Genomic DNA, 25,405 nt, shown 5'->3' on the forward strand with positions numbered 1-25,405 from the left:
ATTGCTTAATTTTGCGCGACATCGGATTTCTGCTGTGCGAACGAGTTCGATTTTTCGCTCGCTCAGCGTGTCGTCCCGCATGTCGGTAAGGAATTGAATGGCCAAGAAGAGTTACAGATCGATGGACGATTTCGCGAGCGCATGTGGCGTTTCGCGGCCGACGCTGTCGAAATATTTCGACGATCCGACGCAGGTCAAGGAAGTGACCCGCAAGCGCATCGAGGCGGCGCTCAAGAAGTCGAATTTCGAGCCGAACCTTTTTGCCCGTCACCTCAATCGCAAGCGGACCAAGAATATCGGCATCCTGGTGCCGACCATGTCGGACCCATTCTATGTGCAGGTCGTCTCCCTGATCGAGCTGGAATTGCGCGCAAAGGGCTTCTGGCCCGTGCAACTCTCCTCCCACACGCGGCCTGAGCTGGAGGAGGAGGCGGTGCGGACACTCCTGTCACTCAAGGTCGCGGGCGCGGTGGTCGCTCCGCTGGGGGCTGGGTCGCGCCGGTCGGCGCTGGAACGGCTGACCGATGCGATCCCCGTCGTCTGCTTCGACAGTCCCGCCAGCATCGACCTGCCCTTCGTCGGGAATGACAATACACAGAGCGTCGCGGCCATCGTCCAATATCTGTGTCGGTCCGGCGAAGCGCCGATTTTCCTGGAGGTTCCGCATCTGACCGAAAATGCGAGCGAACGGCAGGCGAGTTACCGCGCCACCATGATCCGGGAAGGTCATTCGCCTCTTGTCATCGATTGCGAGGCCCCACCCTCCTGGGAATTCGAGCGCCTCGGCTACGAACAGATGCAGCGGATCCTCGCCAAGGGCAGCCTGCCGGGCAAGACGCTGCTTTGCGCCAACGACCGGTTCGCCTTCGGAACGATGGCAGCCGCGTTCGCCTCTGGGCTGAAGATTGGCCGCAGCGATTCCTGCGATGTGCGCATTGCAGGCCACGACGATCATCCACTGAGCCGCTACACCTGCCCGTCGCTGACGACCATGGCGCAAAATGCCCCCGAAATTGCCGCCAAAGTGGTGGAGCTTCTGTTGAGGCGCCTTGATGATGAGGACGACGACCGGACGGCAGGGACGAAGAGAGTGATCCTCGAGGCGACCCTGGTGATGCGCGAGTCGGCCTGAGGTTTCGTTCGCCGGCCGCGCTTTCACGGGCGGATGGCGGGGTCCATGCTGCGCCACGCTGCTGCAATGGCCTCCAGCGCCTCCTTTGCCTCCGGTATGGCGCGTCCCATGGACACGAAGCCGTGAATCTGTCCCGGCCATATCCGACACGTGGCTTGTGCTTCCAATTCCAGTCGCTTCGCATAGGCTGCGCCCTCATCGAACAGCACGTCGTGTCCCGCAAGGACGACGAAGGCGGGAGCAACGCCAGCAAGAGATGCTGCGCCGAGCGGCGAGGCGCGCCAGTCCGAGCGGCTGGCGGCCTGTGGAAGGTAATGGTCCCGGAACCATGTCATCGCGGCCGCCGTCAGGCCGAAATCCTCGGCATAGCGCCCGTAGCTGTCCAGAGCCTGCTGCTGATCCGTGACGGGATAGATCAGCACCTGACCGATCACCCCGGGAATGTCTCCGTCCCGTGCCAAGAGCGCGATGACCGCGGCCAGATTTCCGCCGGCGCTGTCGCCGCCGACGATGATCCTCGCCGGGTCGATGCCGAGGATGTCGGACTGATCCTTCATCCAGACGAGTGCCCTGGCGCAATCCCCCAGCGCCTCCGGGAAGGGGTGGTCCGGGGCCAAGCGATAGTCCGGTGAAACGACGACGGCCCCGACCGCGTTGGCGAGAGAGCGGCAGATATCCTCGTGGGTCTCCGGCGCGCCGATCACCCAGCCGCCGCCGTGGAGGTAGAGCAGGGCGGGGGCACCCTGTCGCAGTGCGCCGCGGCCTCGCCAGATCTTCAGCCTGATGCCGCCGATACGCTCTTCCCACGTCTCATCCACCTCTTCGAGCGGCCATTGGCTCTTTGCGAAGCTGTCGAGATACTGCGCCCGCGCCTCGATCGGCGTGCAGCGTTCGATCGAGATCTGCGGATCGTCCGACCAAGCGAGGGCGCGCTTTGCGGATCCGTCCAGTTTCGTCATCCGAGCAGGCTTCTCGCTTCGTCTTCCTTCAGTTCCTTCGGCTGTGCGACCGTGCCGGCGATGGTTTGGGCGACACCGGTTTCGCCGGCCCGCAGGATCGCCTCCATGACTTCAAGGACATGCAGCGCGAGATCGCCCGAAGCGCGTGGCGAACGGCCTTCGATGATTGCGCCCGCGAGATCGGCGAGGCCAAGCATGCGGTAGTTTGCGCGATCGGGTGCTGCGATAGGCCAGTTGACGGCACCGAAGAGTTCGCTGGCGGTGTCCGTTTCCTGCCAGGGCGCGCCACGGTTGGAAAGTGCCACGACGCCGCCGAAATTATCCGGGTCGGGCAGGCGCAGCGACCCCTCGGTGCCGTGCAGCTCAATGGGGTGATTGGAGTGGCGGAACACGTCCCAGGAGGCGCCGAAGGTGATAGCGGCGCCACAATCGAATTCCAGGAGCGAGAGCACGCTGGTCGGGGTGTCGATCCTGAAGGTTGTGCCCTTCTTTGCCCCCTCTGCCGTGATCAGGCGTTCCTCCTGCCCGCTCCTGGCGACAGCCTGCACGCGGCGGATGGGTCCCATCAGATTGACCATCATGGTGAGGTAATAGGGGCCCATGTCCATGACCGGGCCGGCGCCGGCCTGGTAGTAGAAGCTCGGGTCGGGATGCCAGTGCTCCATCCCGCGTCCCATCATGAAGGCGGTTCCGGTCACCAGCTTGCCGACAACACCGGCTTCCAGTTGGCGCCGTGCATGGCGTCCTGCCGCGCCCAGGAAGGTGTCGGGAGCCGAGCCGAGCGCGAGGCTCTTCGCGGCTGCCGCATCGACCAGCTGCCTTCCCTCATAGGCCGTGACGCCGAGCGGCTTCTCGGTGAAGACATGCTTGCCCGCCGACAGCGCCTGTATCGAAACATCGAAATGTGCAGCTGGAATCGTCAGGTTCACAATGAGGTCAATATCCTTGTCGTCGATGAGGGAATCGACATCCGTCGCGCGCAGGTTGAACTCCGCCGCGCGGCGCTTGGCAGCCTCCATGTTGAGATCTGCGCAGGTGGTGATTTCGACGCCGCGGAACAGGGGCGCATTGTGCATGTAGGCGAGCGAAATGTTGCCGCATCCGACCACCCCGATTCTGAGTTTCGTGTCATTCGTCTGTGTCATCTTGAAGAGCCCGATCTTGCCGGTCTGCGTGAGGGGTTCCGAAACGGAACGTCGAATATAGTCGCGAGACATAAATTATATTGACGCACGATAACATTTTATCTTACGTAGTGACAAGACGTTTGGAGGCGGCGCAATCCCGAGGATACCGACGTTCCGGTTTCCGTCCATCCTCGTCCGGGATGGGCTGCCTTTCCGATCACGACGAAACGGGTGGCCCTGTGGAGGCTTGTATGCGCAGGCCAAGGCCGTCGGCTTCTGTGCCGACGTGCTCATCAATCGAGAGGTCAGGACCAAAATATGAAGACTGCAGAACTGCAAATCGGCTGCCAGACATTCACGTGGGAGATGTTGGGCGCACAGTGGACTGGCGGGCCGGATGACCTGGTGGGTGCAATCGCCGACGGCGGCTATTTCGGTATCGAGATCACTGACACGATGATCGGCCACTATGCGCTGCACCCCGCTGCCTTTGCCCGGACGCTTGCGGATGCGGGCTTGAAGCTGGTCTCTGTTGCCTTCGGTTCGTCCAGCGGCTTCACTGTCCTGGAAAAGATTGCTTCCGACCTCGATACCACCCGCCGTTGGGTGGATTTCGCCGCTCATTTCCCCGGCGCGCTCGTGTCGATGGGCTCGGCGACGGTCGTTTCGGATGGCCGGCGCGATGACAAGTTTGCGGTTGCGGCTGAATGCTACAATCGCTCCGCGGAAATCGGGCGGGCCGCCGGCGTCGCCGTCGCGGTGCATCCGTCCTCGCACCACAAGACGCTCCTCTTTTCCCGCGGGGACTATGACCGCCTGTTCGCGTTCCTCGATCCGCAGGTCGGCTGGGTACCGGATACCGGCCATATCCTGCGCGGCGGCCAGTCGATGGATGACACGCTGGCAGCTCACCGCGCCCGCATCCGCTACGTCCACCTCAAGGATGTCGACGCAGACGGTACCTGGGCGATGCTTGGTGCCGGCGTCTGCGATGTGCCGGCCGTGATCACGGCAGTTCGTCAGGCCCCGGAGTTCAACGGCTGGATCGTGGTCGAGGAGGAGTCCGACCATGCCGGCAAGGATCCGGCCGCCGCCGTTCGGCAGAACCGCGAGACGTTGCGCCGTTTCGGTTTCTAGTCGATGGACTGTTGCCGGCCGCCGACCGTTGTCAAGGGCGTGCACCGAGGCGTCCCCCCGCGGTTTGCGGCGATGGCGAGGCCACCCGCAGCTCACGCGTAGCGGACTTCGACGCCCAGTTTTTCCAGGCGGTTGCGGATGCTGTGCGGCATGTTGCTGTCGGTGATGATCAGATCGACGCGTGACAGGGAAAAAGCCTTGGAGGATGCTCCGATATCCCATTTGCTGGAATCCGCCACGAGTACCACGCGACGGGCCATGCGCACCAGATTGCGCTTGGTGCGCGCAATGTCTTCCGAGACATCGACGACGTCGAAGGACTGATCGATCGCGTGGGCGCTGACGAAGGCCTGGTGCGCGACGAGCCCGCCGAGCGCCTTGTCGGAATCCGCGACGATCGTGCTGACGGTGCTCGGAAAAACCCGGCCGCCGATCATGTGCACGTCGAGTCCCGGCCGGTACATCAGATGCTGCGCGATATTCATGGCTGTCGTCGCCACCACGACGTTGTTGACCGGCGGCATCTGCATGGCCACCTGCAACAGCGTGGAGCCGCTATCGAAGACGATCGACTGGTTGTCGATGATCTGGCGGGCGGCCACCTGGGCGATCCGCCGCTTGGCGTCGAAATTGCGCTGCATGCGCTCTTCGAAAGCGGCGGCAGGGGAATCGGCGGGCAAGGCGACTGCGCCGCCATGGGTTTTGATAAGCTGCTTCTTGGCGTCCATGATTTCGAGGTCGGAACGGATCGTCACTTCCGAAACCTCGAAGAATTCTGCGAGTTGACGGGTGCGCGCCTGACCGACCCGTTGAAGTTCCAGCAAGATCTGATGCCGTCGCTGTTCTGCAAGCATATGTGACCTCGAATTACCTCTGTTGATGATGAGACTTTCTTTCGAAAATCGAAAGCGCGCCATTCCATTATTTCTTTCCAGAAAAGCAGATAACGATTTTGTCGGAGATTAGCACGCCAAAAATTTCCAAATAAGGTAAAAATGAAAGAAATCGAAATATTGAATGTTGTTTTGTTTTCGAGTTAGGGTCATCTGACATCAGCGCCGCAACCGTAAAGGGATTTTTTGATATGGGTCTTGGAACAAAAATTCGCCTCTCCCGTCTGTTCTCCAACCCATCAGGTAATCTTTTCGGAGGCGCAGTCGATCATTTCGTCGGCTATGGCAATGTGCGTGAAGGAGGCCTTGCCGACCTGCCGGGCGCGCTGAAGCGCGTCGTGGCCGGAGGCCCCGACTACATCAGCATTCAGCCGGGTGCGGCGCGTCATCTCTGGTCGGAATACGCCGGGAAGGCGGCGCTGGTTATCCAGGCCGGCTGCTTCACGGCCGACGACCGCATTCGCCAACTCATCGCAACGCCCGAGGATGCGGTGCGTTATGGCGCCGATGCGTTGGCAGTCGCCATTCCGGTGCGCGGCAACACCGAAGGCGAATATATTCGCTGGCTGACCGATACGGTGAATGCGGCGGCCCGCTTTGAGATGCCGGTCATCGCCCATGTCTATCCGCGCGACTTCGCCAACGGCGGCAAGATCGTCTTCACGCCGGATGAAATCGCCTATGCGGTGCGCATCGGCTACGAGACCGGCGTGGACGTCGTCAAGGTCGGCTACACGGGCGATTTCGACTCGTTCCGCGAAACGGTGGCGACCTGCCCGATCCCGGTCGTCATCGCCGGCGGCCCCAAGACCAATACGCTGCTCGGCGCCCTGGAGCAGACGTCCGACGCCCTGCGCGCCGGTGCCAAGGGTGCCGTGGTCGGCCGCAACCTTTGGGGTCACGGTGATACCACCAAGGCCGCGCGCGCCTACAAGTTCGTCATTCACGATCGGATGGCGCCGGAGGAGGCGTTGGCGGCTGCCGGTGCGTAAGATATGTCACGCCCACTTCATGTTCTGGGTTTCGGCGCCCTGGCAATCGACGACATCATCTATGTCGATCGGGCGCTGACGGCCGGCAAGGGGAAGGTGACGAAGCGCGCCACCGAGCACGGCGGCAACGTGGCAACAGCCCTGGTGGCTGTCGCCCGGCTCGGCGGACGCGGCGCATTCATCGGGTGGCTGAACGATCAGCCGCTCGCCGATGTCGGTGGTCGCGAGCTCGAGCGGAACGGCGTGGATATATCTTTTGCACCACGCCATCCATTCGCCGCACCGATCCGGTCCGTGGTCATGGTCGGCCCTGACGGCGACCGGTTTATCGCCTATGACGACGACGTCTTGCATGGCACCTCGGATGCGCTGCCGGACGCTGTACTGACGCAGGCGCCGGTGCTCCTGATCGACGGCTATTCCGTGCATTCGGAATCAGTGGTTGCCCGCGCACGCGCGCTTGGCCTTTCCATTGTCGCCGATATCGAATGGACTGTCGGTCCCGCGACCGACCGGATCATGGCTCTGACCGATCATCTGGTACTGCCGATCTCCTTCGGTAAGTCCTACACTGGCGAGAGCGATCCTGCCGTGATCCTTGAAAGGCTCTGGTCAGCCGAGCGCTCCGCGGTCGTTCTCACAGATGGCGATCGCGGTTCCTACGTCCGGCAGAAGGACGACGCCGTCCGCTGGCATGTTCCGGCCTATGCGGTACAGGCGGTCGATACGACCGGTGCGGGGGACTGTTTTCATGGGGCATATGCCTTCGCCCTGGCGGAAGGGAAGGGACCTCTCGGTTGCGCGGCCTATGCCACAGCCGCTGCCGCCGTCTCCGTGACAGCCCATGGCGGGCGCAGGGGGCTGCCCGGCAACCAAACGTGCCAGGCGTGGATGATGGGTGAAAATGCGCCTAGACCCGCGCCTTTGACGTCCGGGTAAAACCCAGATCCCTGCCTGCGTGGCCGTGCATGTCGGTGGACCGTGCTCGTCCGCGGTGGGCGCAGCTGATGACCGCGTCGATCCCCTTGCGAAGTCCCGTCATCGACTGTCTAGCAGCAAAAATATACGCGCGTTAAAAAATAACATTGCATACATATAATTTTTTCGATAGTGAAATATATATATTTTTCAGTATGTTGAAGCTATGTCAGATCGCAGACGAACCTTCTTCTGGCGATTTTCTGTTGACTTTTAAGCGCAGTCCTGAGCCTCTTGTATGAAGGCTGGGGAGGTGATGGGCAAGCGCCGTCCTTGGGTGCGGCCGAGACTGGGCCTTGGGAGGAAATGACGTGGCGGTGGTTGTGCTGGACAAGATCTGCAAGACCTATGGAAACAACTACCATGCAATCAAGGATTTGAGCCTTACCGTCCATGATGGCGAGTTTCTGATTTTGGTTGGCCCTTCCGGATGCGGAAAGTCGACGGCGCTCCGCATGATCGCCGGGCTTGAGGAGATCAGCAGCGGGACGCTGAGCATCGGCGGGCAGGATGTCGTGGATCTCCCACCCAAGGACCGCGATATCGCCATGGTCTTCCAGAGCTATGCGCTCTATCCGCACATGACCGTCTTCGACAACATTGCCTTCTCGATGAAGCTGGCGGGCAAAAGCAACGCCGAACGCACCAAACGCGTCCACGAAGTCGCTAAGATCCTCCAGCTGGAGACGTTGCTGGGCAATAAGCCCGCGCAGCTTTCCGGCGGACAGCGCCAGCGCGTGGCGATGGGGCGCGCCATGGTGCGTGAGCCCGCGGCCTTCCTCATGGACGAGCCCCTCTCGAATCTTGATGCCAAGCTGCGCGTGCAAATGCGGGCCGAAATCGCAAGCCTCCAGCGGCAGCTGGGCGTCACAACGATCTACGTCACCCATGATCAGACTGAGGCGCTGACGATGGGCGATCGCGTTGCGGTTCTGAAGGGCGGCGTGCTGCAGCAAGTGGATACGCCCAAGGCCCTCTACAACCGTCCAATCAATGCTTTCGTCGCCGGCTTCATTGGCTCGCCGTCCATGAACCTGTTTGAAGGGCGTCTGCAGGACGACAAGATCCAGCTGCCGACCTTCGCAATCCCTCTTCCCGCCAGCGCCTTCGAGCGTGCGCCCAGTCTGTCCACCTTCGAGGGAAAGACGATCGTCTTCGGCATCCGGCCGGAAGACCTCTATGACAGACGCCTGCCTTCGGGTGTCGCCTATCCGACGATCCCGGCGCTCGTCAAGTCGATCGAGGAGCTTGGCTCCGAACTGATCGTGCACCTCAACATCGAGGCGGTCCGCGTCGACTCGGGCGACCCCGATGCTGTCGAGGACCTGAGCAGTGCCGCTAATGCCGTCGCGAGGTTCGAAGCCGTCAGCGCGGTCGAGGCGGGCAAGAGCATCGATCTGGCCGTCGATCCCGCCAAGCTGCACTTTTTTCACCCGCAGACGCATATGGCGCTGTGAGATCGAGGCCGGCGATGGCGGTGCGCAAGGAGCATTGTGCGCTGCAAGGGACCGCCTCCGGCCCGCCGGTCTCCGCTATCCATGCCATTCTTTTAGGCGCCGGAGCCGGCGTCGCTTGTCAACGTCAAGACCCAGAGGTTTCCCGGTGCCAAAAAAACTGGAACGACGCCTTCGCGTAGGCGTCCTAGGAGCGGGCCAGATTGCTCAGGCAGCGCATTTCGAGAGCTGCACCAAGGCGGCGAATGCCGATCTCTATGCAATTTGCGACGTGGCTGACGATCTGCGCGAGCGCATGGCGATCACCCATGCGGCGGAGAAGACCTACAAGAACTACGACAAGATGCTCGCCGATCCGGACCTTGACGCCGTGATCATTGCGACCGCTGACGCCTTTCACGTTCCGGCCTCCGTCCGGGCGCTGCAGGCGGGCAAGCATGTTCTTTGCGAGAAGCCCGTCGGCCTGACGGTCGAGGAATGCCTCGAGCTGAAGGCTGTAATTGAAAAATCCGGAAAGATCTTCCAGGTCGGCCACATGAAGCGGTTCGATGCCGGCCTTCAGGCGGCGAAAGCTTTCATTCGCGACGAGATCGGCGATCTGATCGCGCTCAAGGCCTGGTATTGCGACAGCACGCACCGCTATCCGATGACCGATGCGGTCCAGCCGCTGATCGTAACCAGCGCCAGTGCTCGCAAACCTTCCAGCAATCCGAAGGCGGATCTGCGCCGCTACTACATGCTCGCGCACGGATGCCACCTGATCGACACTGCACGCTACTTTGCCGGGGACATCGTTTCTGTTCAGGCGCGCCTGGCGGAGCGCGCCGGTATCTGGTGCTGGTTCATCGATGTGGAATTCGCCTCCGGCACGCTCGGTCACCTCGACCTGACCGTACAGGTGCGCATGGACTGGCACGAGGGCTTCCAGATCTACGGCCAGAACGGCAGCATCCTCGGCAAGACCTATAACCCCTGGTACTACAAGACCAGCGAGGTCGATATCTTCCGGGAAGCCGACGGGGCGACCCATCGCGTGCTCGGCGCGGATGGCCACTTCTACCGCCGCCAGCTGGAAGGTTTCGCCCGTACCATACTGGACAGCATGCCGATGGAAGGCGCCGACATCAATGACGGTCTCGCATCCGTCCAGACCATGGTCGCCATCGCCCAGTCCGTCCAAAGCGGCAAGCCGGTCGCCCTTGCTGATGTGACGGGTGGCATGTGATGAAGCTCGGCATTTTCGCCAAGACCTTCGGGGGGGCGGATCCCGAAACCGTACTGAAGGCGGTTGCCGACGCCGGTTTTGTCTCCGTGCAATACAACATGGCCTGCTCGGGCCTGCCTTCAATGCCGGAGGCGATCGGCAAAGAGCAGGCGCGACCGGTCACGGAAGCCGCGCGAAAGACGGGCATCGAGATCGCCGCCGTCTCCGGTACCTACAATATGATCCATCCCGATCGTGCCGTGCGCGAGGCCGGGCATCGCAAGCTGGCGGCGCTTGCCGAACGCTGTGCCGATCTGTCGACCGGGCTGATTACGCTTTGCACCGGCACGCGTGATCCGGTCGACCAGTGGAAGGAACATCCGGACAACAATACGCAGGACGCTTGGCGGGACCTGCTCGAAGCGATGGGCACGGCCGTCGAGATTGCTGAGCGTAACAATGTCGATCTCGGCATCGAGCCCGAGCTTGCCAACGTCATCAACTCGGCCGAAAAGGCGCATCGTCTGATCGCGGAGCTGAAGAGCCCGCGCCTCAAGATCGTGCTTGATCCCGCCAACCTCTTCGAGCTTGCGACGATCGACGAGCAGCGGACCATCGTCTCGTCCGCTATCGATCTTCTGGCCGACCGGATCGTCATGGCGCATGCGAAGGACCGCAATTCGGACGGCAGTTTCGCCACTGCTGGCAAAGGCGTGCTCGACTATGCGCACTACCTCGGCAGGCTCCGGGCGATCGGTTTTACCGGGAGCCTGATCACACACGGTCTGTTGGCGTCGGAGGCGCCCCGCGTGGGCGGGTTCCTCAAGAGCAAGCTGGAGACCGCCTCCACCGGAGCGGCACGATGACCGAGGCTCAAACCTTTGAAGCCCGCGACGGCACGCATCTGAACGTCGATACGGCTGGGGATGGTATTCCGGTTGTGTTCCAGCACGGTCTCTGTGGCGACGCGGGGCAGACCGGGGAAGCCTTTCCAGCGGAGCGGGGGTTTCGCCGCATCACGGTCGAAGCGCGCGGCCATGGCCGGTCGCAAACCGGAAAGCTGGACAAGCTGTCGATCGCCACTTTCGCGGAGGATATCGCGTCTTATATCGAAAAACATCTTTCGGCACCCGTCGCCATCGGCGGGATCTCGATGGGTGCTGCGATCTCCCTGCGCCTTGCGGTGAAGCGGCCCGATCTCGTAAAGTCGCTGATCATCGCGCGGCCGGCATGGCTGACGGCAGCCGCCCCAAAAAACATGGCGCCTAACGCCGAAGTCGGCCGTCTTCTGAAGAAACTGCCGCCGGATGCGGCCAGGATCGCGTTTCTTGCCGGGCCAACGGGCCAGCACCTCTCGGCCGAGGCACCGGACAATCTGGCATCGCTTATCGGGTTCTTCTCCCGCACGCCTCTGGATATGACCGCCGAACTGCTGACCGCCATTTCCAACGACGGCCCGGGCGTCACGCAAGAGGAGGTGGAGCGGATCGGGGTGCCGACACTCATTATCGGCCACGAGCAGGACGTTATTCATCCCATTGCCTGTGCGCGCGCCCTTGCCGACTGGATTCCGGCGGCACGCTTCGTCCAAATCACCCCGAAGGTCGAAAGCCGCGCGCAGTACGTCGCCGACTTCCGGTTCGCCATGGGCCATTTTCTGAAGGAGCTTTGAGACCATGACCGCCCCATCGAAGAGCTGGATTGCCGCCCTTCCAAAGGACCGCCTGATTGCGGAATTCTCCGTCTGGTCGGCGGACCTCATTCGTCTCGCGGACGATCTCGCACGCGTCGATCCTTATGTGGACGTACTCCATATCGATGTAGCTGACGGCCATTTCGCGCCTGCCATGCTGTTCTTCCCGGATCTCGTTGCCGGCGTCCGCAGGATTTCCGCGCGGCCGATTCATGTCCACCTCATGGTGGACGACAGCATCATCCTTTCGCAGATCGAGCAGTTCGCCGATGCTGGCAGCGGCCTGATCAGTCTTCATGTGGAAAATGAAAACGTCGCCGACGAGGCGCTTGATCTTCTGGATCGCCGCGGCGTTGCCTCCGGCATGGTTCTCAAAGTCGATACCCCCGTCGAGCGCGTCCGCAAATATGCGTCCCGGCTGAGCTTCCTCACGCTGCTCGGCACGGCGATTGGTGTAAAGGGGCAGGAGCTCAATGAGAAAGCCGGCGAACGCCTGCAGCAGGCAAGGCAGATCATCGCTGATTGCGGCGCTAGCCATCGCATCGTGCTTGCCGCCGATGGAGGCATCCGCGAGCACACGGTGCCGCTGCTGCACCAGGCCGGCGCGGAGACTGTCGTCCTCGGCTCGCTCGCCTTCAATGCGCCGTCCCTCGACGAGCGCATGGCGTGGCTGCGCGCTCTCTGAACGGCGGTCATCAGATGCAGCGGCTCGCCATCGGAATTGACCTGGGTGGAACCCAGGTTCGAGCTGCCCTCGTCGACGAGGGAGGCACGATCGTCGCGCGCGTCGAGGATAGGACCGAGGCGATGGCCGGCCCGGAGCGGGTGCTCTCTCAAATCCGCGGGCTCGTTGACCGGCTGTTTTCAAGCACCGATCCGCTATCGGTGGCGGCGGTCGGCATTTCCACCCCCGGTCCGACCGATACGGCCGCCGGGGTCGCGTCGGATATTCCGACCCTTTCGGGCTTTGCCGACTTTCCGCTGAAGGCGGAGGCGCAGAAGCTCTTTCCGTTTCCAGTCAGCCTGGAGAACGACGGGATCGCCGCGGCGATCGGCGAGTGGCAGTTCGGAGCCGGTAAGGGGCTCGACAATCTGGTCTATGTCACCGTTAGCACAGGGATCGGCGGCGGGGTCATCGCCGACGGGCGCGTGGTTCGCGGCCGCAAGGGCATGGCAGGCCATATCGGCCACATGTCGGTGGTGCCGAACGGAGCCCTTTGCCCCTGCGGCAACAATGGCTGTTTCGAGGCCTATGGATCCGGAACGGCGTTTCAGCTTCGTGCCCGGAGGCAGGCCTTGCAATGCAGCGAGACGACGCTTGGCCGTGATGGTTCCGCCATCGAAGGCCAGAGCGTCTTCACGGCCGCAAGGAACGGCGACTGCCTTGCCAACCGGCTGATAGACGAGGAAGCCGAAATTCTTGGCCGCGGTTTCACGAGTTTGATCCATATCTTTAGCCCGGATGTCTTGGTGATGGGGGGAGGCCTCTCCCATGAGTTCGGCCGTCTTCAGCCCGGCATTCAGGGCTACATCACCACATGGGCGATGCCAGCCTTCAGGGATGTGAAGGTGAGGCGGGCGGCATTGGGCCAGAATTCGGGCCTGATCGGCGCCGCGGCCTTGGCGTTTCTGGCCGAGACAGCTCCGTAAGAACGCACTCACAGCTTTTGTGTACACGTTGAGATCAGGGAAGGTGGAAGGTGCTGACAACCAGACTTGAAGGACACGCGCGCGTTGATCGCTGGCGCGTGGTTGCTCGGCCTGACTTTACAATCCGAACAACCTATTATTGTAGTTGATAATTTAGTGAATAGAGAAATTGTAAACGTTTTGCGCGCATTGTTGGCACACTCAATCAGAGTGGAAGGCAACTTCCGATATACTACCGCACAAAGAGCATGAAGTCGCCTTTGTTTTCAGGGGGTTCTCCCAGAAGCATCCCGACGGACTCACTGAGTTTATCGATTTTCTTTCGTCGAAGTAGACCCGGAAAGCACGAAGACACGCCGCGCCCTGCCCCCAATCCCGTTGAAGGAGCCTTATGATGAAATATGCCCCTGTCACAATTCGTACCAGCCTGCTTACGATCGTATCTTTGCTGTGTCTGTCAATAACGGCATTGGCCGGGCGCGAGGTCGCTGGCGCATGGGCAAGATTCAATGATGCGAAAGCGGTTGCCGCCAGCAATCGAACATCTGACCTCTTACTCGCGGCCGCTGGTGATTGGGCTGTTGAGCGCGGCATGGTGAATGCTGCTTTGGCGGGAAAAAATCCAGCTGAAACCACAACAATGGCTTCCGTCAAGGCCAGACGCACGAAAGGTGACGGAGCTTTTGATCTGGCGTTGCAGCAGATCGCAATGGCCCCGGACTTCAAGGATCGGAGCACTATTGTAGCCGAGGTGGGGGCTGCCCAAAGAGAGCTGCTGGAAGCCCGTGGTCAGGTGGACAAGGCGTTGTATGACCCGCTGGAAGAGCGCGACGGTCGTCTGTCCGCGCATTGGGTATCGATCAGCACCAACCTGATCATGAGATCTCAGCATCTCAGGCTCGCTTCACAATATCTACCTGAAACTATCGAAACGAAGATTGACCAGATCCAGGACGTCAAGAGCGCCATCTGGACAATGAGTGAATTCGCCGGGCGCGAGAGAGCGCTTATCGGTCAAGCTGTTTCGAGCGGCCACGTGCTGGACAATGAGAGGCTTCAAACCCTGGCGACATATCGCGGTCGTGTCGAACAATCCTGGTTGGAAGTCAGTTCCTTTCTTCAAAAGGGTGGCGTCACGCCGGAGATGACAGCGGCAGCCGACGCGGTCAATCAAACCTTCTTTGGTCGCTTTGAGAAAATCCGGGGGGAAGTTTATGCCGCTGGAATTGCAGGAACACCCTATCCGCTCCGGTCCGACGAGTGGATCGCTGACGCAACGATGGCCATCGACACCTTGCTTGCTCTGGCTCACAGCACTGGGAACACAGCGGATGCGCTCACAACTACGTCCGCGAGCGAGGCTCAATTGTCGATGATGTTGAATGGTGCGGCCCTCGTCCTTGGATTGGCGTTGGCGGCATGGGCTTTTAAGATTGTGATCGGCGTGGTCTTGCGGCCAATGCAGCGCATTACACGATCAATGACGGCTCTCGCGGATGGCGACCTGACAGCCGAAATCCCCTTTACCGGCAATAGCAACGAAATAGGCGAGATGGCCCGCGCTGTCGAGGTGTTCAAGCAGAATGGCATCAAGGTGCGCGAGATGAACGCGCAGGAGGCGGCGCTGCAGGCCAAGAGCGCCGACCTGCAGTCGGACATCGGTCAGGTGGTGTCGGCGGCGGTCGCCGGCGACTTCACGAAGCGCATCAGCAAGGACTACGACAACGCCGATCTCAACCGGTTTGCGACAAGCGTCAACGAACTGGTGTCCTCGGTCGATCGCGGCATTGCCGAGACCCGGCGGGTGGTGTCGGCGCTGGCCGAGGGCGATCTGACCGAAAGCATGCGCGGCGAGTTCCAGGGCGCCTTTGGCGAGCTCCAGGGCAACGTCAATACGACGATGGCCAACCTCAAGTCGGTGCTCGGCGAGGTCCGCGCCGCCATCGACACGATCAACGGCGGCGCCGGCGAGATGCGCACCGCCTCCGGCGATCTGTCGAAGCGCACCGAACAGCAGGCGGCGTCGCTGGAAGAGACTTCCTCGGCGCTGGAGGAGATCACCGTCGCGGTCAAGAGCTCGACCGAGCGGGCGACGGAGGCCAGCCACATGGTCGACGAGGCGCGCCGCTCGACCGAGCAGTCGAGTGCCGTCGTCAAGGACGCGGTCTCGGCGATGGGACGGATCGAGCAGGCCTCCGGCGAAATCGGCCAGATCATCAACGTCATCGACGAGATCGCCTTCCAGACCAACCTCCTGGCGCTGAATGCCGGCGTCGAGGCCGCCCGTGCCGGTGATGCCGGCAAGGGCTTTGCCGTCGTCGCCCAGGAGGTGCGTGAACTCGCCCAGCGTTCGGCCGGTGCCGCCAAGGACATCAAGGCGCTGATCTCCCGTTCGAGCGGCGAGGTTCAATCCGGCGTCAAGCTGGTGACGGCGACCGGCGAGGCGCTCAGCCTGATCCAGGGCCACGTGGTCAAGATCAACGAACATGTGCATTCGATCGCCACCGCGGCCAAGGAACAGTCGACCGGTCTGTCGGAAGTCAGCACCGCCGTCAACCACATGGACCAGGTGACGCAGCAGAACGCGGCGATGGTCGAGGAATCGACCGCCGCCACCAACCGGCTGGCCGAGGAAGCCGCCAACCTCGCCCGGCTAATCGCCCGCTTCAAGCTTGATGGCGCCACGTCGGAGCGCCGTGCCATCGGCCACGACAGCAGGCCGGTTGCCTCGCCCGCCCGCGCGCTTGGCCAGAAACTGGCCGGTGCCTTTGGCGGCGGCCGAACGGCGCCCGCCGCCGTCGCGAAAGAATGGGAGGAGTTTTGATGAACGGCGCGACGTTGGAAATCATTGCCGTCCTTCGCGGTGACCAGCAGTCTGCATCAAGACCAAGCGGAGGGGCAGCGGCGACGCCGCTGCCCCATTCACCTGCCGACGTCATCGGCGTCATGAACCCGCGCGGCGTCCGCAGCCGCATCGATACGACCCCTGCTGCAATCGTCGTCGCAGAAGTGGACGTGGTATCGCCGCCTGATCGTCGATCAGGTCTCGGATATTCTCTCGGTCCGCACCGATCAGATCCAGCCGGCGCCTGATCTCGGCATGGTCTTCAATGCCAGCCTTTCGCACGGCATCAACGCCGCTTGAACGCGGCCTGGTCTGTTTCCTCGATCTCGATCAGAGCAGTTTCCCAGCGCGCCACCTCTCCGTGATCGCAGCGGGAGACAGTCCGAACCGATCGAAGCCATTTGCCACGATCGTTAGCGGCCGATCAGCAGGCCACGCATCCAAAGACCCGGCTCGGCCGCGGGCCGGTGAGGTAATGGGGCGGCTCGCCAGATCGACGGCGCGGAGCCGATGAACCGCCATCGAGCTTGAAGCAGGCTCTGTTGGGCAAGGTTAGAGCCGAGCCCGGCGAACTCTTTCGCTCCTGATTAACGCGTCGCGACGCTGTTCGGTGAGGATTGTCCTCGAGTTCGTGAAGAAGAGATTCTCGCTCTGGTCTAGACCATCAACTATTTATTGTTGCGAATTTTTACAAAGCTTCCAGCGCGTAAGCAGACCCATTCTGTCAGGAGGATACGGCCGACATTACCCCGATTCACAGTTAACATGTCCTTAAGTTAAAAGTGAGATTTCTTAACGTTAGTTTCGGGGGTTGGGAGTCTCTGCATGATTGACAAGTTTATGTCGAAGGTTCGGCTTCAGACGAAGGTGATGGTGATGGTAACACCGTTCATATTAAGCGTCTGCGCCGTCGGCTTGACCGGATATTATGCATCGCGGCTTCTGGAAGAGCGAATGGAAGTTTCCAATGATGTGCTTCAGTCTCTCAGCGGCTTCAAGAACGTGTTTTCGAGCATGAGTGGTTTCATAATGAAACCCACCCATGCTACGCATGATGTTGCAGCGTCCGACGCGGCTGATCAGCTTAAGTTGCTGGAGCAGACAGCTTCCGGGTTGAGGTCACGAACAAACGTCGACCTTCTCGATCAAGCTCTCGTTCAATCACAGACAATCCCTCAGGAGATTGAAAGCATCTGGCAATTGCACCAGAATCAAAAGAAAATTTTAAACGATGTCACCGTCGCCGCTGCGGCGCTCCTCGATCTACAGGGACAAACAGGAAAGCGTTCCTTTGCCTTAATGGCCGCCGGGAAGGCAAAAGAAAACGCTAATAAAACCGCTCTGAAAAAATCGGCAACAATAAGCGTTGTGGCGGCTTCTATTTCTGATCTCGTTATCGAATACGGAAAGGCACCGCTTCCTGAAGAGAAACGCGCCGTTCTGGCAAAATGGGCGCCCCAACTATCAAAAGTCGTTTCACAACTCGCTTCGGCCTTGCCGGAGGATCGAAAAGCGCTTGCTCAGGGTTTCGAGAAGCAGTTTCAAAGCGTCGAAGCGCTCGCAAAGGCAAACGCTATTGATGACGCCGGCGTAACTTCAGCGGATGTTGCGCTCAAGAATTTTTCTATGATTGGCGCGCAGTTGAAGCAGACGAGCGATCTGCTGATGCGTAAATCCGTCGCCGATCTAGCGGCATCGGATCAAGAGGTGGCAAAAGCGGAGGCCGTTGGCAATAAGCTGCGCGCGATCGTCAATAGCAACAACGAAATCCGTGTCGTCTTCGCGGAGCTCGTTGCGCAACCGGACGAAGCGAGCGTCAAGAAGGTTCAACAGTCTCTATACATGTACGGCACAGAACTCGGGCGGCTTGCACGCCTGGTGAAAGACGATCCATTCTTTTCTGATCTGCCATTGAAGGTTCAGCCAATTCTCGACGCTCTTTCATCTGACGCTGCTGCATTGGCAACGAGCTCGGCTGAAATCCAAACCGATTTCGCCGAAGCGACACAACAAATAGAGGACACCTGGACGCTCCTGACACAGTTCGCTGAAAGCCAGAAGCAGGAGGCTGGCGTCGAGCGGAAGCAGGCAAACACCATTTCGCTTAGTGCCACAGCAATTGGTATTTTCATTGCTATGATTGCAGGAGCGGCGCTCGTTCTTACGTTAAAAGGACCAATCAGTCAGATCACTGCGGCAATGCGCCGAATTGCGGATGGAAAGCTGGACACCGCGATATCAGGTGGCACGCGACGCGACGAAATCGGCGACATGGCGCGAGCCCTCTCGGTATTCAAGGACAACGCTCTCTCGAAAGTTACCATGGAGGAAGAGGCCGAGACTGCACGGAATGCCACGGAGGCCGAGCGACAAAGAAACGAAAGCGAGCGCAGAGAGGCTCGTAACCAAATCGATAGCGCTATGCATGCCTTGGCGCACGGTTTGATCCAACTGTCTCATGGCGACTTAGACTTTTCGATCGATACTCCTTTCGCGGATCACCTCGATAGCCTACGTGAGGACTTCAATAAATCGGTTGCCGGTCTTCACCGAACCCTGTTTGCCATCCGGGGCACTTCTGGCCTGATCAGCGACAACGGCAGGCAAATGGCGCAGTCGGTGAACGCCCTCGCCAAGCGGACGGAGCAGCAAGCGGCAGCGCTTGAAGAAGCGGCCGCGGCAGTTGAGCAGATCTCAGCGGCTGTGTCGACGTCGTCCAACAGGGCGGACGCTACTCTGGAACTCGTCCACAAGGCAAAGCAAGGCGCTGACGACTCCGCAGCCGTAGTGCAGAATGCCATCTCAGCAATGTGGCGGATCAAGGACTCGTCAGACAGGATTTCGCAAATAATAACTGTGATTGACGCCATCGCGTTTCAAACCAATCTGTTGGCGCTCAATGCTGGCGTCGAGGCAGCTCGAGCGGGCGAGGCCGGAAAAGGATTTGCGGTCGTTGCGCAGGAAGTAAGGGAACTCGCGCAGCGTTCGGCGCAGGCTGCCAAAGAGATCGGGCAACTCATAAGCGACTCCGTCAGGGAGGTCGCCACAGGATCGGAATACGTCGGCAACGCGGGCGACGCGCTCACGCAGATTTCCCAGGAGATTGTTGAGATATTCTCCCATGTAGGACTTATCGCCTCCTCAAGCAGAGAGCAGGCCACATCGTTGAAGTCGATCAATTCATCCGTGAATGAGATTGATCGTATGACCCAGCAGAATGCAACGATGGTCGAGGAAGCGAATGCCGCCACCCAGCAGCTAGCCGAAAAGACCCGCGAGCTAACCAACTTAGTAGGTTGTTTCCAGCTTGCGGACGAGCAGGTTAATGATGACTCTTACAACGTTGCCGCGTGAGCCAAGTTCATCGATGGTGAGCAGCTTTGCCCCAGATCGCGCTGTAGCTCGAGCAGCCGTCGCTCGTCACGGGCCTTCAGGAGCTGGCTGATCAGCGCGGCTGCGGTCGTAAACTACATCATTTGACCTGTGTGCGGGGAGGTTTAAACACGCCCGGAAACCTAAATCGCTCATGAGAGGGTGTCATTTCGCCCTCAGCCGGAACCGACCCCTTGATTTCAGCGCTGAAGGCCACGAGTGGCCAGGCGGCACGCCGAAGTTCGGTCATTACCGCCTGAAGGTTGGTGCGCCGTGCATCTTCGCTCGGTCAGACATTAGAGGAACACAAGAAAATCACTGGCATTGAAGTTGCCGAGACTGCCCAACAGCGTGGTATTGTCGAGTTCCGCGACAATCACCGCACCGCCAGCCGCGCTCGGATTGGCATCATAGTAAACCGCACCGTGGCCGAGATCGAGGTTGTGGAAGACGAAGAACCCACCCGCGTTGATGTTGCCGTAGCTGTTGATCGTGCTCTGGACTGTCGCGTTGGTGACGCTGGCATCGGTTTTCACGGCAACCTCTGTGCCGGCAACATTGATCGCTGCGTTGTTCCCTGTCTTGAAAATGAAGGCCGCATCGTTGTTGCCGACCGAGAATTCGGCGGCTCCGGTCCCCACATCGAAGCGCAACGTGTCGACGGTCGTCGCGTTCGTGCCCGGATCGAAATCGGTGACGTGGTTTGTTGTGCTTGCAAAGTTCCGGAAGACAAACGCGTCGCTGCCAGCTCCGCCGGTCAGAATGTTGTTGCCGGCGCCGGCATCAAGGGTGTCATTGCCGTCACTGCCGACGAACACGTCGTTTCCTTGCGTTCCGGTAAGTGTCAGGTTAGCAGTAAGGGTATCGTTGTGGTCCTTTCCATCGATATACGAGTAATTGTAGGTCAAAGAGCCTAGGTCGATGTCATTTTTTCCGCTGGTCGACGCCGTGGAAGGTGTCTGAATCGTGAACTCGGCGGTGGAATAGTGCCCCTGTCCATCGCTGATTGTGTACGACAAAGTCACCGATTGGCTAGGATTACCCGCGCTCACGTTGAACCCGGAGATCACCCCGCCTGCATTCACCGGCGTGACCGTCCAACCGCTCGGCAGCGAGCCGAAGCTCGCCCCAGAAATCGAAAGTGCGTCTCCGTTAGCGTCCGTGTCATTGTTGAGTAACCATGCCGCCGACAGGAAAACGGACGTTCCAGTGGATATGACGATAACATCATTGTTTGCCACCGGTGCCGCGTTGGCCGGCGGATTGACCGTGATCGCCACCGTGTCGATATCGCTCAGGAAACCGTCCGACGTCACCACGGTTAACGCATCGGCGCCGCTGTAATTGGCATTGCTGAGATAGCTCAGCGCTGCCAGCGCGGCATTGACCTGCACGAGTGTGCCACTGATCGTCACCGTATTGGTATCATTGTTGCTTACCGTCACACCGCCGCCCGTTCCGACCGTCAGCTTACCGTTGGACACGGAGAGAGTCGTGGTGACAGTACTGCTGTCTACATCCGCGACGGAAACACCGCCGATCGCGGTCGCGCTGTTTGAACCGACGGTCTGCGAGCCCGGCACGGTGTTGACGGCGGCGTCGTTGGCGCCGTGGATGGTGAAGGCGATCACCTTGCTGGTGCCGTCGAGCGCCGTCACGGTGAAGGTCTCGACCCTGCTGTCGTCGGCGCCGAGATATTGCACGGCGGCGTTGGCGACCGAGTAGGTGTAGCTGCCGTTCGGCTGCAGTACGAGGCTGCCGAGATTGCCGGCCGCCGCGGCGACCGTCGTCGCAAACGCCGCCTGGCCCTGGTCGGCATCGGCGATGGCGATGCTGCCCGTGGCGGTCAGATCTGGCGACGAGGTGTCCTCGCTGACGTCGACCACCGTCGGCTCGCCGATGTCAGCGGCGTCGTTGGCGCCGTGGATGGTGAAGGCGATCACCTTGCTGGTGCCGTCGAGCGCCGTCACCGTGAAGGTCTCGACCCTGCTGTCGTCGGCGCCGAGATATTGCACGGCGGCGTTGGCGACCGAGTAGGTGTAGCTGCCGTCCGGCTGCAGTACGAGGCTGCCGAGATTGCCGGCCGCCGCGGCGACCGTCGTCTGGAAGGCCGCCTGGCCCTGGTCGGCATCGGCGATGGCGATGCTGCCCGTGGCGGTCAGATCTGGCGACGAGGTGTCCTCGCTGACGTCGACCACCGTCGGCTCGCCGATGTCAGCGGCGTCGTTGGCGCCGTGGATGGTGAAGGCGATCACCTTGCTGGTGCCGTCGAGCGCCGTCACCGTGAAGGTCTCGACCCTGCTGTCGTCGGCGCCGAGATATTGCACGGCGGCGTTGGCGACCGTGTAGGTGTAGCTGCCGTCCGGCTGCAGTACGAGGCTGCCGAGATTGCCGGCCGCCGCGGCGACCGTCGTCTGGAAGGCCGCCTGGCCCTGGTCGGCATCGGCGATGGCAATGCTGCCCGTGGCGGTCAGAGCTGGCGACGAGGCGTCCTCGCTGACGTCGACCACCGTCGGCTCGCCGATGTCAGCGGCGTCGTTGGCGCCGTGGATGGTGAAGGCGATCACCTTGCTGGTGCCGTCGAGCGCCGTCACCGTGAAGGTCTCGACCCTGCTGTCGTCGGCGCCGAGATATTGCACGGCGGCGTTGGCGACCGAGTAGGTGTAGCTGCCGTCCGGCTGCAGTACGAGGCTGCCGAGATTGCCGGCCGTCGCGGCGACCGTCGTCTGGAAGGCCGCCTGGCCCTGGTCGGCATCGGCGATGGCGATGCTGCCCGTGGCGGTCAGATCTGGCGACGAGGCGTCCTCGCTGACGTCGACCACCGTCGGCTCGCCGATGTCAGCGGCGTCGTTGGCGCCGTGGATGGTGAAGGCGATCACCTTGCTGGTGCCGTCGAGCGCCGTCACCGTGAAGGTCTCGACCCTGCTGTCGCCGGCGCCGAGATATTGCACGGCGGCGTTGGCGACCGTGTAGGTGTAGCTGCCGTTGGAAGCCAGCGTCAGCGCGCCGAGATTGCCGGCCGCCGCGGCGACCGTCGTCTGGAAGGCCGCCTGGCCCTGGTCGGCATCGGCGATGGCGATGCTGCCCGTGGCGGTCAGATCTGGCGACGAGGTGTCCTCGCTGACGTCGACCACCGTCGGCTCGCCGATGTCAGCGGCGTCGTTGGCGCCGTGGATGGTGAAGGCGATCACCTTGCTGGTGCCGTCGAGCGCCGTCACCGTGAAGGTCTCGACCCTGCTGTCGTCGGCGCCGAGATATTGCACGGCGGCGTTGGCGACCGTGTAGGTGTAGCTGCCGTCCGGCTGCAGTACGAGGCTGCCGAGATTGCCGGCCGCCGCGGCGACCGTCGTCTGGAACGCCGCCTGGCCCTGGTCGGCATCGGCGATGGCGATGCTGCCCGTGGCGGTCAGATCTGGCGACGAGGTGTCCTCGCTGACGTCGACCACCGTCGGCTCGCCGATGTCAGCGGCGTCGTTGGCGCCGTGGATGGTGAAGGCGATCACCTTGCTGGTGCCGTCGAGCGCCGTCACCGTGAAGGTCTCGACCCTGCTGTCGCCGGCGCCGAGATATTGCACGGCGGCGTTGGCGACCGTGTAGGTGTAGCTGCCGTTGGAAGCCAGCGTCAGCGCGCCGAGATTGCCGGCGGCCGCGGCGACCGTCGTCTGGAAGGCCGCCTGGCCCTGGTCGGCATCGGCGATGGCGATGCTGCCGCTTGCCACCAGATTGCCGGACTGGACGCCGGTGTCCTCGCTGACGTCGACCACCGTCGGCTCGCCGATGTCAGCGGCGTCGTTGGCGCCATGGATGGTGAAGGCGACCTGCTTGCTGGTGCCGTCGAGCGCCGTCACCGTGAAGGTCTCGACCCTGCTGTCGTCGGCGCCGAGATATTGCACGGCGGCGTTGGCGACCGTGTAGGTGTAGCTGCCGTCCGGCTGCAGTACGAGGCTGCCGAGATTGCCGGCCGCCGCGGCGACCGTCGTCTGGAACGCCGCCTGGCCCTGGTCGGCATCGGCGATGGCGATGCTGCCCGTGGCGGTCAGATCTGGCGACGAGGTGTCCTCGCTGACGTCGACCACCGTCGGCTCGCCGATGTCAGCGGCGTCGTTGGCGCCGTGGATGGTGAAGGCGACCTGCTTGCTGGTGCCGTCGAGCGCCGTCACCGTGAAGGTCTCGACCCTGCTGTCGTCGGCGCCGAGATATTGCACGGCGGCGTTGGCGACCGTGTAGGTGTAGCTGCCGTCCGGCTGCAGTACGAGGCTGCCGAGATTGCCGGCCGCCGCGGCGACCGTCGTCTGGAAGGCCGCCTGGCCCTGGTCGGCATCGGCGATGGCGATGCTGCCGCTTGCCACCAGATTGCCGGACTGGACGCCGGTGTCCTCGCTGACGTCGACCACCGTCGGCTCGCCGATGTCAGCGGCGTCGTTGGCGCCGTGGATGGTGAAGGCGACCTGCTTGCTGGTGCCGTCGAGCGCCGTCACCGTGAAGGTCTCGACCCTGCTGTCGCCGGCGCCGAGATATTGCACGGCGGCGTTGGCGACCGAGTAGGTGTAGCTGCCGTCCGGCTGCAGTACGAGGCTGCCGAGATTGCCGGCCGCCGCGGCGACCGTCGTCTGGAAGGCCGCCTGGCCCTGGTCGGCATCGGCGATGGCGATGCTGCCTGTGGCGGTCAGATCTGGCGACGAGGTGTCCTCGCTGACGTCGACCACCGTCGGCTCGCCGATGTCAGCGGCGTCGTTGGCGCCGTGGATGGTGAAGGCGATCACCTTGCTGGTGCCGTCGAGCGCCGTCACCGTGAAGGTCTCGACCCTGCTGTCGCCGGCGCCGAGATATTGCACGGCGGCGTTGGCGACCGTGTAGGTGTAGCTGCCGTTGGAAGCCAGCGTCAGCGCGCCGAGATTGCCGGCCGCCGCGGCGACCGTCGTCTGGAAGGCCGCCTGGCCCTGGTCGGCATCGGCGATGGCGATGCTGCCCGTGGCGGTCAGATCTGGCGACGAGGTGTCCTCGCTGACGTCGACCACCGTCGGCTCGCCGATGTCAGCGGCGTCGTTGGCGCCGTGGATGGTGAAGGCGATCACCTTGCTGGTGCCGTCGAGCGCCGTCACCGTGAAGGTCTCGACCCTGCTGTCGCCGGCGCCGAGATATTGCACGGCGGCGTTGGCGACCGTGTAGGTGTAGCTGCCGTTGGAAGCCAGCGTCAGCGCGCCGAGATTGCCGGCCGCCGCGGCGACCGTCGTCTGGAAGGCCGCCTGGCCCTGGTCGGCATCGGCGATGGCGATGCTGCCCGTGGCGGTCAGATCTGGCGACGAGGTGTCCTCGCTGACGTCGACCACCGTCGGCTCGCCGATGTCAGCGGCGTCGTTGGCGCCGTGGATGGTGAAGGCGATCACCTTGCTGGTGCCGTCGAGCGCCGTCACCGTGAAGGTCTCGACCCTGCTGTCGCCGGCGCCGAGATATTGCACGGCGGCGTTGGCGACCGTGTAGGTGTAGCTGCCGTTGGAAGCCAGCGTCAGCGCGCCGAGATTGCCGGCCGCCGCGGCGACCGTCGTCTGGAAGGCCGCCTGGCCCTGGTCGGCATCGGCGATGGCGATGCTGCCCGTGGCGGTCAGATCTGGCGACGAGGTGTCCTCGCTGACGTCGACCACCGTCGGCTCGCCGATGTCAGCGGCGTCGTTGGCGCCGTGGATGGTGAAGGCGATCACCTTGCTGGTGCCGTCGAGCGCCGTCACCGTGAAGGTCTCGACCCTGCTGTCGTCGGCGCCGAGATATTGCACGGCGGCGTTGGCGACCGAGTAGGTGTAGCTGCCGTCCGGCTGCAGTACGAGGCTGCCGAGATTGCCGGCCGCCGCGGCGACCGTCGTCTGGAAGGCCGCCTGGCCCTGGTCGGCATCGGCGATGGCGATGCTGCCTGTGGCGGTCAGATCTGGCGACGAGGTGTCCTCGCTGACGTCGACCACCGTCGGCTCGCCGAT

Annotated in this window: 17 protein-coding genes and 1 pseudogene; 13 read left to right on the plus strand and 5 right to left on the minus strand. The window is 62.0% G+C overall.

Annotation, left to right across the window (positions count from 1 at the left end; genetic code table 11):
- The first annotated feature begins 97 nt into the window (after window positions 1-97).
- Window positions 98-1,132, plus strand: coding sequence for a LacI family DNA-binding transcriptional regulator (locus ACSQ2Z_RS26185; protein ID WP_436084086.1), 1,035 nt, complete (start codon window positions 98-100; stop codon window positions 1,130-1,132).
- A 23-nt stretch (window positions 1,133-1,155) separates the two neighbouring features.
- On the opposite strand, the gene ACSQ2Z_RS26190 is transcribed toward ACSQ2Z_RS26185, so the two are convergent.
- Both ACSQ2Z_RS26190 and ACSQ2Z_RS26195 read right to left on the minus strand, forming a co-directional pair.
- Complete coding sequence (locus tag ACSQ2Z_RS26190) at window positions 1,156-2,091, minus strand: alpha/beta hydrolase (RefSeq protein ID WP_436084087.1); 936 nt, start codon at window positions 2,089-2,091, stop codon at window positions 1,156-1,158.
- Window positions 2,088-3,236, minus strand: a complete 1,149-nt coding sequence (locus tag ACSQ2Z_RS26195) for a Gfo/Idh/MocA family protein (RefSeq protein ID WP_436084088.1) — start codon at window positions 3,234-3,236, stop codon at window positions 2,088-2,090. Before ACSQ2Z_RS26195 ends, ACSQ2Z_RS26190 begins: the two co-directional genes overlap by 4 nt.
- A 300-nt stretch (window positions 3,237-3,536) precedes the next feature.
- On the opposite strand from ACSQ2Z_RS26195, the gene ACSQ2Z_RS26200 reads away from it, so the two are divergent.
- Window positions 3,537-4,355 (plus strand): sugar phosphate isomerase/epimerase family protein, encoded by an 819-nt coding sequence (locus tag ACSQ2Z_RS26200; protein WP_436084089.1) that lies wholly within the window; start codon window positions 3,537-3,539, stop codon window positions 4,353-4,355.
- Window positions 4,356-4,447: 92 nt separating this feature from the next.
- On the opposite strand, the gene ACSQ2Z_RS26205 is transcribed toward ACSQ2Z_RS26200, so the two are convergent.
- Complete coding sequence (locus ACSQ2Z_RS26205) at window positions 4,448-5,209, minus strand: DeoR/GlpR family DNA-binding transcription regulator (protein ID WP_436084090.1); 762 nt, start codon at window positions 5,207-5,209, stop codon at window positions 4,448-4,450.
- Between the two features lie 230 nt (window positions 5,210-5,439).
- On the opposite strand from ACSQ2Z_RS26205, the gene ACSQ2Z_RS26210 reads away from it, so the two are divergent.
- The 11 genes from ACSQ2Z_RS26210 to ACSQ2Z_RS26260 all read left to right on the plus strand — a co-directional run bounded on the left by ACSQ2Z_RS26210 (window position 5,440) and on the right by ACSQ2Z_RS26260 (window position 19,418).
- Window positions 5,440-6,240 (plus strand): aldolase, encoded by an 801-nt coding sequence (locus ACSQ2Z_RS26210; RefSeq protein ID WP_436084091.1) that lies wholly within the window; start codon window positions 5,440-5,442, stop codon window positions 6,238-6,240.
- Window positions 6,241-6,243: 3 nt separating this feature from the next.
- A complete protein-coding gene (locus ACSQ2Z_RS26215; RefSeq protein ID WP_436084092.1) occupies window positions 6,244-7,179 on the plus strand; it encodes a PfkB family carbohydrate kinase in 936 nt (311 codons plus the stop codon).
- Window positions 7,180-7,529: 350 nt separating this feature from the next.
- Complete coding sequence (locus tag ACSQ2Z_RS26220) at window positions 7,530-8,675, plus strand: ABC transporter ATP-binding protein (protein WP_436084093.1); 1,146 nt, start codon at window positions 7,530-7,532, stop codon at window positions 8,673-8,675.
- Between the two features lie 145 nt (window positions 8,676-8,820).
- The gene (locus tag ACSQ2Z_RS26225) at window positions 8,821-9,897 is read left to right on the plus strand and encodes a Gfo/Idh/MocA family protein (RefSeq protein WP_436084094.1); all 1,077 of its coding nucleotides are present in this window, start codon (window positions 8,821-8,823) and stop codon (window positions 9,895-9,897) included.
- Window positions 9,897-10,742 (plus strand): sugar phosphate isomerase/epimerase family protein, encoded by an 846-nt coding sequence (locus ACSQ2Z_RS26230; protein WP_436084095.1) that lies wholly within the window; start codon window positions 9,897-9,899, stop codon window positions 10,740-10,742. The genes ACSQ2Z_RS26225 and ACSQ2Z_RS26230 overlap by 1 nt, the downstream gene beginning before the upstream one ends.
- Window positions 10,739-11,548 carry an alpha/beta fold hydrolase gene (locus ACSQ2Z_RS26235; RefSeq protein WP_436084096.1) on the plus strand — a complete coding sequence of 270 codons (810 nt, stop codon included), beginning with the start codon at window positions 10,739-10,741 and terminating at the stop codon, window positions 11,546-11,548. The genes ACSQ2Z_RS26230 and ACSQ2Z_RS26235 overlap by 4 nt, the downstream gene beginning before the upstream one ends.
- A 4-nt stretch (window positions 11,549-11,552) precedes the next feature.
- Complete coding sequence (locus ACSQ2Z_RS26240; protein WP_436084097.1) at window positions 11,553-12,254, plus strand: ribulose-phosphate 3-epimerase; 702 nt, start codon at window positions 11,553-11,555, stop codon at window positions 12,252-12,254.
- A gap of 14 nt (window positions 12,255-12,268) precedes the next feature.
- The gene (locus tag ACSQ2Z_RS26245) at window positions 12,269-13,219 is read left to right on the plus strand and encodes an ROK family protein (protein ID WP_436084164.1); all 951 of its coding nucleotides are present in this window, start codon (window positions 12,269-12,271) and stop codon (window positions 13,217-13,219) included.
- A gap of 640 nt (window positions 13,220-13,859) precedes the next feature.
- Window positions 13,860-16,043, plus strand: coding sequence for a methyl-accepting chemotaxis protein (locus ACSQ2Z_RS26250; protein WP_436084098.1), 2,184 nt, complete (start codon window positions 13,860-13,862; stop codon window positions 16,041-16,043).
- Entirely contained in the window at window positions 16,043-16,312 is a 270-nt protein-coding gene (locus ACSQ2Z_RS26255) for a hypothetical protein (protein WP_436084099.1), read from the plus strand. Before ACSQ2Z_RS26250 ends, ACSQ2Z_RS26255 begins: the two co-directional genes overlap by 1 nt.
- Before the next feature lie 577 nt (window positions 16,313-16,889).
- Window positions 16,890-19,418, plus strand: coding sequence for a methyl-accepting chemotaxis protein (locus ACSQ2Z_RS26260; RefSeq protein ID WP_436084100.1), 2,529 nt, complete (start codon window positions 16,890-16,892; stop codon window positions 19,416-19,418).
- On the opposite strand, the pseudogene ACSQ2Z_RS26265 reads toward ACSQ2Z_RS26260, so the two are convergent.
- Both ACSQ2Z_RS26265 and ACSQ2Z_RS26270 read right to left on the minus strand, forming a co-directional pair.
- A pseudogene (locus ACSQ2Z_RS26265) lies at window positions 19,419-19,531 on the minus strand (ATP-binding protein); the annotation flags it as partial.
- A gap of 201 nt (window positions 19,532-19,732) precedes the next feature.
- Window positions 19,733-25,390 carry a VCBS domain-containing protein gene (locus ACSQ2Z_RS26270; RefSeq protein ID WP_436084101.1) on the minus strand — a complete coding sequence of 1,886 codons (5,658 nt, stop codon included), beginning with the start codon at window positions 25,388-25,390 and terminating at the stop codon, window positions 19,733-19,735.
- Window positions 25,391-25,405 lie beyond the last annotated feature (15 nt).

The organism is Pararhizobium sp. LjRoot235 (genome assembly GCF_964254145.1).
GTDB lineage: Bacteria > Pseudomonadota > Alphaproteobacteria > Rhizobiales > Rhizobiaceae > Pararhizobium.